At 41.4% G+C, this 16,197-nt stretch carries 13 protein-coding genes; 4 read left to right on the top strand and 9 right to left on the bottom strand.

Features of this window, described 5'->3' with window-relative positions:
* Positions 1-14 precede the first annotated feature (14 nt).
* Positions 15-1,286, top strand: a complete 1,272-nt coding sequence (locus AAFH98_RS13405) for a glucose-1-phosphate adenylyltransferase (protein ID WP_342523265.1) — start codon at positions 15-17, stop codon at positions 1,284-1,286.
* Positions 1,287-1,322: 36 nt separating this feature from the next.
* Here the strand turns inward: AAFH98_RS13405 and AAFH98_RS13400 are convergent, their stop codons facing one another.
* The 4 genes from AAFH98_RS13400 to AAFH98_RS13385 all read right to left on the bottom strand — a co-directional run bounded on the left by AAFH98_RS13400 (position 1,323) and on the right by AAFH98_RS13385 (position 6,165).
* A complete protein-coding gene (locus tag AAFH98_RS13400) occupies positions 1,323-3,413 on the bottom strand; it encodes a family 16 glycosylhydrolase (protein ID WP_342523264.1) in 2,091 nt (696 codons plus the stop codon).
* 98 nt (positions 3,414-3,511) lie between these two features.
* A complete protein-coding gene (locus tag AAFH98_RS13395) occupies positions 3,512-4,351 on the bottom strand; it encodes a glycosyltransferase family 32 protein (RefSeq protein WP_342523263.1) in 840 nt (279 codons plus the stop codon).
* 99 nt (positions 4,352-4,450) lie between these two features.
* Positions 4,451-5,164 carry a ribonuclease H-like domain-containing protein gene (locus tag AAFH98_RS13390; RefSeq protein ID WP_342523262.1) on the bottom strand — a complete coding sequence of 238 codons (714 nt, stop codon included), beginning with the start codon at positions 5,162-5,164 and terminating at the stop codon, positions 4,451-4,453.
* Between the two features lie 2 nt (positions 5,165-5,166).
* Positions 5,167-6,165 (bottom strand): asparaginase, encoded by a 999-nt coding sequence (locus tag AAFH98_RS13385; protein ID WP_342523261.1) that lies wholly within the window; start codon positions 6,163-6,165, stop codon positions 5,167-5,169.
* Between the two features lie 238 nt (positions 6,166-6,403).
* Here AAFH98_RS13385 and AAFH98_RS13380 point away from each other — a divergent pair, with 238 nt between their 5' ends.
* On the top strand, positions 6,404-8,530 hold the full coding sequence (locus tag AAFH98_RS13380; protein ID WP_342523259.1) for an elongation factor G: 2,127 nt from the start codon (positions 6,404-6,406) through the stop codon (positions 8,528-8,530).
* Positions 8,531-8,584: 54 nt separating this feature from the next.
* On the opposite strand, the gene AAFH98_RS13375 is transcribed toward AAFH98_RS13380, so the two are convergent.
* From AAFH98_RS13375 to AAFH98_RS13360, 4 genes are read right to left on the bottom strand one after another with little or no spacing between them, the layout of a single operon-like run.
* Positions 8,585-10,066: an OstA-like protein gene (locus AAFH98_RS13375; protein WP_342523257.1), complete on the bottom strand. Its 1,482-nt coding sequence runs from the start codon at positions 10,064-10,066 to the stop codon at positions 8,585-8,587.
* Complete coding sequence (gene lptC / locus AAFH98_RS13370) at positions 10,067-10,630, bottom strand: LPS export ABC transporter periplasmic protein LptC (protein ID WP_342523256.1); 564 nt, start codon at positions 10,628-10,630, stop codon at positions 10,067-10,069. It abuts the gene before it with no gap.
* Positions 10,617-11,252 (bottom strand): uracil phosphoribosyltransferase, encoded by a 636-nt coding sequence (gene upp, locus AAFH98_RS13365; RefSeq protein ID WP_342523255.1) that lies wholly within the window; start codon positions 11,250-11,252, stop codon positions 10,617-10,619. Before upp ends, lptC begins: the two co-directional genes overlap by 14 nt.
* An 11-nt stretch (positions 11,253-11,263) precedes the next feature.
* Positions 11,264-12,934, bottom strand: a complete 1,671-nt coding sequence (locus tag AAFH98_RS13360; RefSeq protein ID WP_342523254.1) for an alanine/glycine:cation symporter family protein — start codon at positions 12,932-12,934, stop codon at positions 11,264-11,266.
* Between the two features lie 217 nt (positions 12,935-13,151).
* On the opposite strand from AAFH98_RS13360, the gene AAFH98_RS13355 reads away from it, so the two are divergent.
* On the top strand, positions 13,152-13,451 hold the full coding sequence (locus AAFH98_RS13355) for an HU family DNA-binding protein (RefSeq protein WP_342523253.1): 300 nt from the start codon (positions 13,152-13,154) through the stop codon (positions 13,449-13,451).
* Positions 13,452-13,744: 293 nt separating this feature from the next.
* On the opposite strand, the gene AAFH98_RS13350 is transcribed toward AAFH98_RS13355, so the two are convergent.
* A complete protein-coding gene (locus AAFH98_RS13350) occupies positions 13,745-14,395 on the bottom strand; it encodes a hypothetical protein (protein ID WP_342523252.1) in 651 nt (216 codons plus the stop codon).
* Positions 14,396-14,448: 53 nt separating this feature from the next.
* Here AAFH98_RS13350 and AAFH98_RS13345 point away from each other — a divergent pair, with 53 nt between their 5' ends.
* The gene (locus AAFH98_RS13345; RefSeq protein ID WP_342523250.1) at positions 14,449-16,035 is read left to right on the top strand and encodes an NFACT RNA binding domain-containing protein; all 1,587 of its coding nucleotides are present in this window, start codon (positions 14,449-14,451) and stop codon (positions 16,033-16,035) included.
* Positions 16,036-16,197: the final 162 nt, after the last annotated feature.

Here is a 16,197-nt window from a genome sequence, read left to right as displayed (position 1 = left end):
AGAAAATTATAAGTATGCGTAGAAAAGTAATTGCGGTTATTTTAGGTGGAGGACAGGGTACACGTTTATTTCCGTTAACGAAGCTACGATCGAAGCCTGCGGTGCCAGTAGCAGGGAAGTACCGGTTGGTTGATATCCCTATCTCAAACTGTATTAATTCCGGGGTTCGTCGTATCTATGTTCTTACGCAGTTTAATTCAGCTTCGTTAAATCGGCACATCAAAAACTCCTACAATTTTGATGTTTTTAGTCGCGGGTTTGTAGATATTTTGGCAGCCGAACAAACGCCTGATAGCAAAAACTGGTACCAGGGTACTGCCGATGCTGTACGGCAGTCCGTTCATCATATGGAAAACCATTCTCACGAACATGTACTTATTCTTTCTGGTGACCAACTCTACCAAATGGACTACCGAAAGATGATGAAACGTCACGAGGATAATGAGGCTGATATTACTATTGGAACCATACCGGTAGTGGCCGAAGATGCAACGGGCTTTGGTATTATGCAGACCAATAAAGAGGGCTTTATTCAACGGTTTGTAGAGAAACCCGATTATGATGATTTGGATCAATGGAAATCTGATACGCCTGAGCAGTTTAAAAAAGATGATCGCGTATACTTGGCTTCCATGGGTATCTATATCTTCAAAAAAGAGATTTTAAATGAATTATTTGATGAATATGAGGATGCAACGGATTTTGGAAAAGAAATTATTCCTGAGGCTATAAAAGAAGATTATAAAGTTCAGAGTTATGAGTTTGACGGTTACTGGACTGATATTGGAACGATTAAGTCATTCTTTGAGGCGAATCTGGCACTTACAGATGATCTACCCAGTTTTAACCTTTTTGATAATGAAGATTTTATTTATACACACGCTCGTATGCTGCCGGCGTCTAAATTATCAGGTACAACGTTCGATCATTCTGTGTTGGCCGAGGGATGTATTATTGAAGCAAGCAGGGTAGAACGATCGGTGATCGGAATTCGGTCACGTATCGGCAAGGGAACGACCATAGAAAATTCAATTGTGATGGGAAATGATTATTTCCAATCCCAGGAAGAGATTATGGAAAGTGACGATAAAAATCCCCCAATGGGTATTGGGCAGCGCTGCTTTATTAGCAATGCTATTATAGATAAGGATGTAAAGATTGGTAATGATGTCCGTATTGCAGGAGGAGATCATCTTGATGATGGAGAATACGCCAATTATCATGTCGTCGATGGCATTGTCATTATTCCCAAAGGAGAAGTCATCGAAGACGGGACGAAGATATAGTTATTCCAATAGAAACTTTAGCCTGAATAGTTTTTTTTAGCAGTTCATTTGAGAAGTAGCTAATTCAACTGACTTTAATAACGTAGATGAAGGAAGAGATTTATTTGATAACTTGCCTGCTAATTCACGTGACTTTGAGGGCCAATGGTTTACATGAAATTTCATTGGAAGGTGAGGTATTGGTGTTGGATTCCAATTAACACGTCTGTGAATGAGTTGATCATCAACAAACCATCTTAATTCATCTGGTTCCCATTCGATAGCATAAGAATGAAAGTCATTAGTTACATCAAATCCTAAGTTTACTAAAATTGGTGTTCCTCTATATCCATAATCGAATCGCGCTCCCTCATCACCTGGGTTATAAAAGACATTTAGTAATAATTTTTGCGGATATTTACCAAGAAATTCTATATCAACTTCTTGTCTTGGAGAGTTGCGATGCAAAAACAAGCCAGTGATAAGACCAGTTGTTTTAGGTGGTTTAAGAATGGCCTCAAAACGACCAAATAGAAATTCCGTATGAGTCGTAAGAGCTCCTGAACTGTAGTTTCTAACCTTCATATTTTCTTGTCTAACATAAATTTCTGTGGGGGCATCATTATTCAAGTAGATGTTAGATGGTTTAAATAAGGCTAAGTTTCCAGGAAAGGTATCCTCTCGAAGAAACCATGTAGACTTATCTAATTGGTCAAAATTACTAGAAATTCTAATACTATTTTTGCTAGTAGCAAATGAGCTTTTCAATTCTGTATTTAAGGGGATACCGTTCCATCCATTTTTTGATGAAACTATCCAAGGTAAGGAGTCAGACTTAAGCTTTTGCACAGAGGAATTCTTTTTTGATCTCTTTCTATTATGTTGAGAGATCATGCGTTTTCCTTTCTCTGGTAATGATGGGTAAGGAGATGCTGGTGGGACAGTACCTAGAAACTCACATAGTAATTTCCATTTTCTTTGTTCAGTAGAAGGCAAGACTAAGAAACGTTCTGACCATCCGTCAATATATTTTGAAATGTCTATATTCGAACCACTGTCAATTGCTATAATTAATTTGGCTTCTGGATAAAGTTTTGAAAGTTTACTAAGATATTTTTCTACGAACCCGATGTTTACATAAGCATCAAATATTCGTGGCTTACCCTTCGATATTAGCTTGTTTTTTTCCTCATTAGGTAAATCGTCAAGATCGCTGCAACACCTATATCCTAACATAGATAAAGCCATCGAGAGTGAGGTCAGTCCTGAGTTTTTGGTACCTATGGCGAATATAGGTTTTACCAAAGATGGTGCTTGAAATAAACTGGGCGCTTCATTGTTGAGAACACCAATTTCTGAAAGGGCAGGTAGAACAGAATAGGAATTTTCCGAGTTTTGGTCCATACGTTGAAAAATTACAGATTCTGAGGCAGTCAAAGCAGTAATCTCATTAAACTTATGGTTGATCCAAAGATCGACAGGTCCACAAATTGGGAGGAAGTCCAGTAATTTTTTCGCCCCCTTTTTTGATATTACATAACCAGATAGAAACCATAGGCCTCGGAAGAGTTTGAAAACATCCTTTGTTATTGGGTGCTTCTCTGCGCCATTTTCTACCTCTTTATAAGATAAATAGAGAATATCGAATAAGGAAGATTTATCTTGATATGAGCAAATTTGTTGCCATATCTGATCAACATAATTTGCGAAATTGAGACGAATTCCAACATCATCTTCAAGGACTAAGGCATATTTGTCGTTTCCGTTAGCAATTTTCCTCCAAGTCTTAATATGAGATTGTGCAACAGCAATTTCTTGTTCTGTCATTTCGATTTGCTTGTCAAGGTCCAATTGGGAAGGCAATGTTTGGCGGGGTTCCACAAATAGTTGATCACCAAGTGTATAGGTTCGATTAACTACATCAATATCCATAGATTTATCAAACTGGCTGGCATCGATAGCTGAAATACGAGTTGTAAGATCACTTAATGGTTTGTCATTTGAATCAAGAATATTTGATAGTTCTTGGATAGTTTGTTTCCAACGTTGCGGTTGTCGATCTAAGTTAATTACATAGATTTGTTCAATTCTTTTTTGTGAATTATCACCATTCATTTTACCGAATGTTTTACATTTCTTTTTGCCCATTAACCATCTTCCCCTTAAAAACCATCGATATAGAAAATTGAATATCTTGCCTGGTGATTTTGATAAGTTCATTATATATAATTGCCGAATTTTAGTTATTACTCTCTATAAAAGTTTTTTTTATTTGATAGTCGCCAATTTCTATTGTCGTTCCTATATCTAAGTGACCAGATAGTATCAATATAGTTTGCCCAATTTGTTAGCACCCTGAAATGCGTTTCAACTTCATAGGAATTACTAGTAGTCATCTGGGCAACAACGCTTGCAGTTAGATTACCTGGTCCAGTTGTCGACTGGATATCAGGTAGGTTATCATGGTTAGGTTTAAGCAAAATATCAGTTGCTCTTTTTAACGCATATTGGATTATGGGATTTTTGGGAGGAGCAATTATTGGATTGTTGTTGAAATAGAAAATCCAGTTTGTAGAATATTGTTTTGGTTTGGTAAACTTGTTTGGGTCAACCATGCTATTGGTTGAAACATCGTAACAAAGAGGTTGTAACTTTAAACGTGCATCATTGAAAAGATGCTCAATATTTGTTCCACAATAAGCATCATCCGTATCAATATAGCATCCACCATATGAGTGAATGAAGCAAAGACGGAAATAATCACTTTTCATAGCAGGATGATAACAGTGATCATAGGCTTTAACATGACGTTGGTTAAACTTATTGGCAATAAGTTTTCGTGCACTATAATCATTGAATAACAAATGCTTATAGTCTTTTGAATCAAGTTTATCCCACGTCTTAACACATTTGTTTACATCTTTAGGAATTTGCTTTGGATTGTCCCAATATTGAATAATTATTTTAGGGATAGTTCCTTTGGCTATTGAATTACCTTTATATGTTTTTATAAAGTCGCAAACTTTATCAGAACGTTTATGGTCATTTTCAGATATTGAAATAGCCTCTTTTGATGGTTTGTACATTAACATGAGGTGGTTAGTTTTAGAATGTAGTAATTTAAATTACCTCTATCTCCACCCTATTGGATTTAAAGACACATTGAACAGTACCAATAGTATTTTTTACTTCTCAATCCCCTGAATATCCTTTAGCTTATTCATGGCACGATCGTTGAGATTATCAAAGAGCTCCTTAGTAATATCGCCGACGGTATATTTTAGATGAAGCCATACGACATAGGTAGCCATTACATCTTCATAGCAGTAATGCTCAATTTCGTCCAGCTTATCCTCGCGAAACATTTTGAGTACTTCGTTGCCTTCGCCGGTTTGCTTAAAAGGGATGTCAATAAGATAGCCTAAATGCTTGAGTTTTGGCCATGAGCTTGCTCCATAGTTACTGAATTCATCCAGTAGATCAACATTGTCGTCACTGTAGCGATATTTGATTTCGTAATGGTTTAGGCGTTTTGGCATTTGAAGGCCATATTTGAGTGCACGATAGGTAAGCAATGGCAGATCAAATCCGCGCCCGTTATGGTGGACCAATCCAAAATCTTTATAAGTACTTAGGGCGTCAAAAAGTTCTTCAAGTCCTTCTTTTTCATCAGTGCCATTCCAGCCCACTTTCTGTTTGGGTACACCGTTGTTTTCGATCCACAATCCCACCCACGAAATCATGCGGTGATACATGGGAGGCAAAAAGCCGGAAGAATTCCGAGCCAAATCTTCACTGGCCTGGATAAGTAACTCATCTTCATCCTCTAAGGGATCGTCAATCACCTGGCGAACAAATTCAAAATCGGGGACAGTCTCGACATCAAAAACAAAAAACATAATTATTCGGTCATTTCACCAACGATGTTGGCATTAAATTGTTTGATTATGGTATCAGTATCGTCATGCTTGGCAAAAAGATACATTATTTTTGTGAGCGTTGCTTCGGTTGTCATATCACGGGCGCTAAGGGCACCAAGCTCCATAGCTTTTCGGCCACTTTCGTAATTGCTTAGATCCACCGCATCGTAGGCTGCTTGCGAGGTGATAATAAGCAAAATATCATTTTCGAGGCACTGTTCGAAGAATGGAAGCAGGTTTTGTCGGCCGTGAATGGGAAAATTGCCGCTTCCAAAGGCTTCGACAATTAAGGCACGGGTATCATCAAAATTAATTTGCTGTAAAAACTCGGGATTTAGGTTTGGATATATTTTTAAGAGGAAAACTTTATCCGAAAAGTTGGTAGCTACCGACAGCGAATTTGATGCGGGAAGAATGTGATCGCGCAGTTTGATATTTAATCCAATTTCGGCCAGTGGAGGATAATTGGGAGAGGCAAAAGCATCAAAATCACCAATACTCATTTTCGTCGCCCGGTTGCCACGGTACACAAAATCGTTGAAGCAGATTGCAACTTCGGGCAGGGGCAGGGTGGCCATCTCAATAGCATTGACAAGATTCCGGCGCGCATCGCTGCGGATATTACTCATTGGCACTTGGCTACCGGTTAGAATAATGGGCTTGTTTAACCCCTGCAGCGAAAAAGACAGGGCTGACCCGGTATATGCCATGGTATCGGTACCATGTAGAATTACAAACCCATCATAATCCTCATAGCTGTCTTCAATAAATTTGGCCAGTGTTGCCCAATGTTTTTTGTGGATGTCTGAGCTGTCTTCGAAAAAGAGCCGCTCCGCGGTGATATTAGCAATTTCTTCGAGTTCGGGGATGGCCTGATACATCAGCTGTGTCCATTTCTCGGAATTCAGAGTGGGTTTTTGGTCTTCGCTGATATCCATGGCAATCGTCCCGCCGGTCTGGATAAGCAAAATGTCTTTCATGCAGCACAATTTTATGTGGGATTATATTCGGTGCTAATGTTACCAAATTTACAACAAAGTATTGAGTTCAAATCTTTTTTTGCCTTACTTACCAAAACAATATCTATTAGCGGAGGCAAAATGGGCACAACCCACATCCATAGCAGCCTTTCTCTCTTTCCATTCGTGGTTTGTGTTATTTTTGCGTCTATGAGCAACTCCGCTTCCATATCCACATCTTTTAAAACGGAGGTAGCCTATGAATGTGTATAAGCCATCAAAGATCAGAAATATTGTACTATTGGGACATTCCGGTTCCGGGAAAACAACCCTGGCCGAGACGATGTTATTTGAGTCGGGAAGTAAAAAGAGGCGTGGTTCAGTTGAGCAGAAAAATACGTCGTCGGATTACCATGACATTGAACGTGAAAAAGGGAAATCGGTTTTTTCGAGCTTGTTGCATTTCGATTGGAGAGGCAGCAAAATTAATCTTATTGATACACCCGGTACGGCAGATTATATCGGTGAGGTAGCCGGAGCACTGCGGGTGGCAGATACAGCTATTTTTGCCCTCAATGGGGAATATGGCGTTGAGGTTGGTACGGAATTACATTGGAAATACACCGAAAAGTATAATATTCCGTCACTATTTATCGTCAACAAACCAGATAATGAATATGCGGATTTCCAAAATGCGGTGGATTCCGCTAAGGAACATTTTGGTCGTGGTGTAGTGGTTGTTCAGTATCCATACAGCGAGGGCGAAGATTTCCATGCTATTATTGATGTGCTGAAAATGACGATGTACGAGTTTCCTGAAAAGGGCGGCAAGCCTGATAAGTTACCGATTCCAGATTCTCATAAAGCGCAGGCAGATCTGTTGCACAATCAGCTGGTTGAGGCGGTGGCGGAAAATGACGAAACACTACTGGATTTGTACCTGGAGCAGGGGGAGCTTACGGAGAGTCAGATGCGCGAAGGATTACAGCAGTCGTTATTGAACCGGGATATCTTTCCACTTTTTTGCTGCTGCGCCAAACGGAATATGGGTACTGGTCGGGTTATGGGATTTCTCGGAAACGTGGCGCCAAATCCATTAGAAGCAAATCCGCCTAAAACGGTGGGTGGTGAACCGGTGGAACTCAATCCTAACGGTGAACCGCTGATGTTTATCTGGAAAAACAGTTCCGAGTCGCATGTGGGAGATATGCTCTTTTTTAAAATGTATGGAGGTACAGCTACAGCGGGTCTCGATTTAATTAATGAAAGTACGGGTAGTGGCGTACGATTGTCGGGACTTTATGGCATTAATGGGCACAAGCGGGAGGAGGTACCACAAATTCCCACTGGAGATTTAGCTGCGGCTGTTAAGCTTAAAAATACCGGGGTAAATGATACGCTTCATAGTAAGGATCGAGATATTAAAATTGAACCTATTCATTTCCCCGAACCTATCATTCGCACAGCGATTAGGCTTAAACATGATGGTGAGGAAGATAAGTTAGGTAATGCCTTGCATCAGCTCCAGCGCGAAGACCCTTCCATGCAAATTGAGCATAGCCAGGAACTAAAGCAGGTTATTGTGCATGGACAAGGCGAAGAACACTTGGCAGTAATTAAGTACGCCTTGGAAACACGGTTTAACTTGGAGCTGGAGTTTGTCCAGCCACGGATTCCTTATCGCGAGACCATCACCAAAGCTGTACGTACGGAATATAAGCACAAAAAACAGTCGGGCGGAGCGGGACAATATGGGGCCGTTTCAATGTTAATAGAGCCACTTACGGAAAATATGGAGGAACACAGTGATCTGAAAGTACGTGATGTGCAAGAGATTGATCTGGAATGGGGTGGAAAACTAATCTTCAGGAACTGCATTGTAGGTGGTGTTATTGATAATCGTTTTATGCCGGCTATTCTCAAAGGTATCATGGAAAAGATGGAGGCCGGGCCGCTCAGCAATTGCCGGGTTCGGGATCTTCGTATCTCGGTTTATGATGGGGATATGCACTCAGTCGATTCCAATGATGCTGCATTTCGTACGGCCGCGCTCATGGCTTTCAAGGATGGATTTTTGAAAGCGAATCCCAAGTTGATGGAGCCTATCTATACGATAGAGGTGACCGTTCCCGCTAATTTCATGGGTGATGTGATGAGTGATATCAGTACTCGTCGTGGACAGATTCTGGGTATGGATTCGGAGGGATCTATACAGAAAATCAAAGCCCAGGTGCCATTGGAAGAGCTTGATCACTATGCCACCCGACTCAAATCGATGACGCAGGGTAGTGCTCGATATAGTCGTTCCTTTTCGCATTACGATCAAGTACCGTATGATATCCAGCAGCGTGTGATGGAAGAAACAATGCAGGTGCAAGAGGCTTAAGTTATTAAACATAGGATACTCTTTGAGATATCCTATGTTTATGCTTCTAAAAAATTATTCCAGCCACTTGCTGGTTGGGTGATTTTCTTTGAGGTGTCGAATATATTGGCGCGGGAGTTCAAAGAAAAGTTTTTTGGGGATTGGAGGGAAGCGACGCTCCATGTCAGTTTGGGGACGTTGGGGCCGGAGCTCTGGATTCCAACTAAATCCATCCAGTCTTCGATTGGCTGTTTTGTCACTTTCTGGTAGATATGATCCATCAACGGGCCCCATAGCCTTCATTCGATGGAGTTGTCCATCCCTAAAAAAGATACGAATATTAGGAGCTGTCAGATCTACGGCTCCATCGGGTTGATCTTGTTCATTTTTAGTGAATCGCAGCAATTTTGAATTGCCAAAAACATAGATCTCCCAAAGCTGCCCGTCTTTGAAATCAGCATGCAGGGTATCACCTGTGATTTGATTTAGCCGGTCAAGGGCAGTGTCTTGCTGCACCGAAAACGGCCGGGGATACGATTTTAGGCTATCGATATCTCCATTTACAATTTGGGCTTCAATATAGGGTCCGGTAAGCTGCACGTCTTCATGCCAGGATTTAGCATTGGACCAAAGTTCAAAGGTTTCGGTACTATCGGTGTATTTTGAGGTGTCAGAAACCGATGCAAAGGTGGGAGACCAAATTCGAACGCTATCGTATCCAAAAATAATGCCGGTGGTATCAACTGGTGTCCGGTCTTCGAGTGATAAAATGGTATGGGCTCTGATATGGGTCGTATCAGCTTGGGTTGTGTCGGAAGTATCCTGTTCAAAACTTTGGAGCCATGCATTGCCCTCTAATAGTCGCCGTCCGGTGGAATCAGCTTCGAGGTATTCACCTTGGATCATTGAATCGTTTTCATGATCATCTCCAAAAATATCTCCATACAGCTCATAGTATTCCGAGTTTCTATTACTGAACAATGAGTCGCCTTCTAAGTATTGCAGAGAATCGGCAAGCTGAACGTTTCCATAAAATTTAGCACTGTCGGCTTCGCGGTAATAGAATCCTGAATCAGCCACAAGAGTTCCACGCTGATCTTCCAGGCGAATTTCGTCCAAAAAATTGGCTACCCGGGTACTAAATCGGTAGTCTACGCTATTCCCAAAGAGGGTAGTGCTGTCAGCTTCAATAACAACTCTTCCACGCAGCTGACTAAAATCAACATTTGTGTAGTAAGTGAGAGAGTCTGCCCAAATTTTTTCCGTTTCAGTATTGATCTGAATGTTACCATAGGCTCGAATCTCATCCTTATTCACAAACTGGTAGGCGCTATCACAGTACATTTCCATATTTTGAGTCTGCAGATGTACATTGCCCAATATTTTTTGAACCCGATCACCTTTGAATTGTCCCCCCTGAATTTGATCCGCTTCTAAAATATCGACGAGGTTTTGTGCAGCGGTTAGTTGAGGCAGTCCCCACAGAATAGAGATCAGAAGAAAGAATTGCAGAAAGGTTTGCTGGGCACTCTTTTTATGTACTTTGATATTAGTCATTTAATCTACAATTACGCGGCCCTTAGGTTCTTTGATGGTGTAGTCGACTAAGTCGGTATCACCCTTGAAACCGGTACCGGCAATACTGTCGCTGGGTGTTTTTATAATAACGAATTTTGGCGTATTGATGGTGTTATCGGATTGATTCCATTCCAAATATTCTGAATTTAGATACCGGTTGTCGCGTGTTTCAACTTCAACATTTCCAAAAAGTTCAAAGACAGCATCGTCCGGTTTATAAACCGCGCGATTAGAAAAAACTTTTGTCTTGGTAGTTCCTACAGAATCAAATACGTGGATGGTGACAGGACCTTTTATTTTAGTTTCATTACGATCACCATCCGTAAAAGTAGCTGCATATGATCCCCAAAGGCGTACTTTTTTAAGCCCGTCTTCCATAATTTCCATATCAACATCCCAGGTTTCGGTAGAGGAGGTAAGAGAATCGCGGAGAGCTTCATCAACCTTTTGGGACTCCTGTTCAGAAAGTTCTCCACAGGAAGCCAATCCTAAGACAAGGCCAAGTGTAATGACAAAAAGGAAAAGTGATTTATGTTGTTCCAAAATATCGGTCACCCGCATCACCTAACCCCGGTACAATAAAGGCGTCATCATTTAAGTGACTGTCAATGGCAGCTGTAATGGTATGTACCTGGGGATGTTCTTGCTCCAGTTTTTGTAAGCCTTCCGGTGCACATATTAACGATACAAAACGCAGATGTTGTGCGCCCTGATCCTCTAAAAAGGAGAGTGCATCATGGGCACTGCCACCCGTTGCCAGCATGGGATCGACAACCAGCACCATATCATTTTCGACGCCGTCAGGGATGTTAGAGTAATAGTCGACGGGTTGGTGTGTTGTCTCGTCTCGCTCCATCCCAAGATGGCCGACCCGCGCGTCGGGAATAAATTGAAGCAAAGCATCAGAAAGACTAAGTCCGGCACGGAGAATAGGGACAACCATAACGCCCTGATCAATATCGTAGCCTGTTGTCTTTTTGATAGGGGTTTCGACTTCGAATGTTTTTTGGGGCAGTTCCTTCAAAGCATGATATGCCAGAATCATGGCTATACGTTTGATGGCTGCCCTAAATTCGGAAATGTTCGTATTTACATCCCGCAGAATCGTTAAGTCGCGGTTAACTACGGGATGCTTTACGAGTGTTACGTTCTTGAAATCAGACATAACAGTTTGGGTTATACGTCCGGATTTTCGAAGTACTTCTTGGTAATTCTATACGCTACACCAGATAGTGCAAACAACGCAATAATATTGAAGAATGCCATTAGGCCAAGCATCACATCACCAAACGCCCAGATGGTCGTTAGTGTGACGACGGCACCAAAAAAGTGCATGCCCACAAAGGCCAATCGATACCAGAAAATGGACTCAAATCCGAAGAGATATTGTGCCGCACGATCGCCATAGTAACTCCAACTGATAGATGTTGAAATAGCAAACAGTAATACCGCGAAAGTTACGAGATAACCACCGCCCGGAATAAGCGGAGCGAGTCCGCGTTCAAAGGCTGCAGCTGTGAGCGGTGCTCCGTTTTGGACAACACCTCCATAAAGGCTCGATAATTGTTGATCGTTATTGGTGTACACCGTTACGCCACGATATCCATCGCCATTTGATTGTGGAGTAAGTGTAATACGGCCATTGAAAGGTGTTGCATAGGATTCATCGGTATACATGGTATCGACCGGGGCTTCGTAGTGGGTCATTTCACCATTGGTGGGCAGCCCGTCTTCGAAGTAAATAACGGGTGCTCCATCTGCTTGATCTCCATCTATGGCCTCAGCGGAATAGGTATACGTTACGATATCAGCAGTGGGATCAATAGAAGACTTGTGCTGCATATCCCAAGCGCCGGTAGAAATAATAACCAATCCTGTCATCGTACAAATGACGAGAGTATCAATAAAAGGTTCAAGGAGTGCAACAACACCTTCGCGGACGGGTTGGTCAGTTTTAGCAGCAGAGTGGGCGATAGGGGCAGAACCCTGGCCGGCTTCGTTCGAGAATAATCCACGCTGTACTCCATAGCTTAATGTAAAGATGATGGCTCCCGAGCCAACTCCCAGCGCGCCGGCTTGTGGATTAAAGGCGTTGCTTACAATAGCTGTTAATGCTGGAATGACATCCTGATAGTTGATCAGCAAAATTACCAAAGCTCCCAACACATAGAGAATTCCCATAAAAGGGACAAGGCGGGAGGTTACTTTACCAATCCGTTTAATACCACCAAGAACTACAGCTGCAACTAAACTCGCGGTAACAAGCCCGGTAATCCAAACGGGAATTTGAAAATCTGTTTTCATAACATCGGCAACGGTATTTGCTTGTACCGCATTACCAGTAAGGAATGCACAAATAGCTGCTGAAATAGCGAATGCTACTGCTAACCATTTCCAGTTATCTCCTAAGCCTTTTTCAATATAATACATGGGGCCGCCGGAAACACTGCCATCGGGATTAGTGCCGCGATATTCCTGGGCAAGGGTAACCTCGGTATATTTTATAGCCATCCCAAAAACTGCAGTAACCCACATCCAAAAAAGTGCACCGGGTCCACCGTAGTGAATAGCTAATGCCACACCCGCAATATTACCGATACCAACAGTTGCGGAGAGAGCTGTTGTCAAAGCTTGAAAGTGGTTGATGTCTCCCTCGTCTTCCGGATCGTCATAAAAGCCCGTTACAACTTTTAATCCGTGACTAAACTTTCGGATTTGAATAAAACCAAGCCTGAGGGTAATAAATAATCCAAAGGCAAGCAGTATTGCCACCATCGCCGGAAAAGTCTCCGGCCAATTCCAGATGATATCTACAAGCCAACTTATAATTTGATCAAATGTCTCCATGTGCGATAAAAAGTATTCTTCGGTTATTTTGAGAAACAATCAGGCGGAATGTATAAAAAGATTTCCGAATTTTTTAAGTTTAATTGATAATCTGCTATGACAAACCATTAAAAAACGTTAAAATGATATAGAAGAGTTTTTCTTCCAATGTACTAATGTACTTACATTTAGCAGATTCAATGGTTAATTGTGATTGCAAATAAAAAGGTGAGGTTTTATGACAAAAGCAGATATTGTTGATGTGATTGCATCTTCAACGGGACTTACGAAGGTTGAAACCGAGGCTGTTGTGAACGGTTTTATGGAAACAGTGATTGATGCCATGGAGAGAGGAGAACATATTGAATTACGAGGATTTGGAACATTTAAGGTCGTTAAAAGAGCTCAGCGTGTAGCGCGTAACCCAAAAACGAATGAAGAAGTTATTGTCCCCGAGCAATATGTGCCGGTTCTAAAAATGTCGAAAGATTTTAAGGAATCGGTTAATGAATCTATAATGGAAGATGAAGATGAGTAAACTCTAACGCGAGAGTAGAAAATTTTCAGGTTTTATGTTCGGAATGATTGTATCTTTCCGGGTTAATACTATTATCCCAGATACTTTTAGTTAGTATCAAGAATTTTAAATAAGCAGGTGACTGTTATGCCAAGCGGAAAGAAAAGGAAACGATCAAAGATTGCTAAGCACAAACGAAAAAAACGATTGCGCAAAAATCGTCATAAAAAGAAGTAGCGCGATTAGTACCATTTTAGAAAAAGCCTTCAGCACAAACTGAAGGCTTTTTTATTGAGTAAGGTTACAGAAAGATATCAAGCAGCCTGAGATTCTAACGTCTGGTCAGCTATCTGGAGTACTCGGTTTGATTTTACTAACAGTTCTTGCAGGCATCGGCTCACAAATTCATGGACGTCGTTAAGACTGTTCATATCTTCTAACGTATATTGGAAGTAAGAAATTAGATTTACAGCCGATAAATATTTTCCACTTTCTGATCCTTCCACTTCAATGTGCCAGCGGGTGATAATATCATCATCTGCCAAGAGCTCATTAACTTCTTTGCTAATATCTTCCATCCATTGGCTGGCCTCTTCCAGGCGATGATGTCCGTTTTGGGCTGCTAATCCTGACTGAGGCGATTTTTCATTGAACAACCACGTAATCTCAATATCGATAGCCGGTGATATGGAGGTGCTTACCATTTTATCTTCTTGCAAAAAAGGATGTTCTTCCATCCCCTTAAGTTGTTTGGCAAGTACAGTTTCACGGAATCGATCCCAGTCAAAATTTATAGATAGTGCCTTAAGGAAATCCGACTTGGGACGAAGATCAAATTCAATTTCCAGTCCCGTTGCATTTATTCTATCTTCATTCCAAGTTCGAAAGGTATTTATGGTAAAGTCTCTCTTTATTAAGTCACTTTCTATCCGGTTCACTACAGAGTTGAAAATCGGATATGTCATTCGTCCAACTTGTTAAGTTTAAATTTTTTGTTTTAAGAACGTCTCTTTAAAGCATGAACAACTTTTATACACTAATATATTTAAACCGTGAGATAAAAGAAAAAATTGAGGGTTCATTTTTTGACTTTGCTATTTCTCCTCACAAAGACGTTCTCCATATTTATGTGACGGATAACAACGAGACATCGCGGTTAATATTTAGTGCGAATCCGCGCGAAACTGTTTTGTTTTTGGATTTCTATCGACCTCCCAAAAAAAGTAATGTCATTGATTTTTTTGAAGGGCTTGAGGGACAAGAAATTATTGATATGCGATTGGCTGATAAGGATCGGTTGGTTTCTATCTATTTTGATAACGGTCAGCATTTGCTCTTCAAACTTTTCAGTGGAAACCCTAATGTGTTTTTAGTTGAGGATGGGGTGATTGTTGATGCGTTTAAAAATCCCGGTGAGGTGAAAGGGGAGCAGCCGCCTGAACCGGAGGCGCCTGAATTTTTAGAGGAACTGAGTCCCCGGCGATCGGCAAAGAACCAGATGACGGAAGCCAATCCACTATTGCCGCGAAATTTACTGCCATATTTAATAGAGCAGCATGATGTGGATGAGATGAGCCCCGAAGAGGTAAAGAAATTTACGGACGAAGTTTCGGAAGCGCTATTGGAAGATCCCCATCCACGTGTACTGAAGACCGGTGATTTTTGTTTATGGTCGAAGGAGTGGCTCGATATTGAAAGTGAAAAAGAGTGTACCGAAGTGAACGACTGTGTGGCCTTCGGGTATAAAAATGCCGTTCATTTGCGGCGCCTGCATGAAAAGAAGGAAGAAGTTGTCCAGTTTTTGGAGCGGAGTGAATCCCAGAAGGAATCTTTGATCGAACAGCTGCAACAGGCTGATAAAAGTTTAGAACGGTCGGAGGAGTATGAAAAATATGGTCATCTATTGATGGCTCACGCGCACGAAAAACTGCACGATGGGACTACTGAAATTACTATTGAGGATTTTTATGAAGGTAATGAGCAGATTACCATCCCGCTGAAGGAAGATAAATCGATTCCCGAGAATGCAGAGTATTATTACGAAAAGTCGAAGGATGCAAAAAAGTCGTATGAACATGCTAAGCAGCGGCTTCCAAAAGTAAAAAGGGAATTGGGACAGATTAAAGAGTTATTAGCGGAGATCGAAAGGATCGATCATCTGCCGGATATGGATAGCTGGATTAAAAATAATATCAATACCCTCGAAGAGTTTGGTTATGGCAGCAATGACGATAATCAGGCTACATCGCCATTCAGAAAATACAAGGAAGGCAAGTTTGAAATCTGGATCGGAAAAAATGCCAAAAGTAATGATAAGTTGACGAGCCATGCACATAAAGAAGATATCTGGCTGCATGCCAGAGGGGTGGGGGGATCGCATGTGGTTATTCGGATGGGGAATCGGAAGGATTATCCCCCACAGCATGTCTTGCTGAAGGCGGCCAGCTATGCGGCGTATTTTTCGAAGGCCAAAGGAATGCAATCGGCCCCAGTGATGTATACGAAAGTGAAGTACGTCCGCAAGCCTAAAGGAGCTGCCCCGGGAGCTGTAGTGGTAGAGCGCGAGGAAGTGGAAATGGTGCCGCCAATGAAACCCAAACAGTGATAGTGCTATTGATATAAAATGAGGAGTGATACACTTTAGCAAAAGCAGTATATCACCCTGAATTTATTTCAGGGTCTTTAAGAATTATTTTAATTAGCAGATTCTGAAACAAGTATTACTATGCCAAGGCTTCGTAACACAAGTTCAGAATGACACTTTACT

The sequence above is a fragment of the Fodinibius sp. Rm-B-1B1-1 genome (assembly GCF_038594945.1).
In the GTDB taxonomy this organism is placed as follows: Bacteria; Bacteroidota; Rhodothermia; order Balneolales; family Balneolaceae; genus Fodinibius; species Fodinibius alkaliphilus.
Note: the sequence above shows the minus strand (reverse complement) of the source record. Positions and strands in the feature narration are given on the sequence as shown.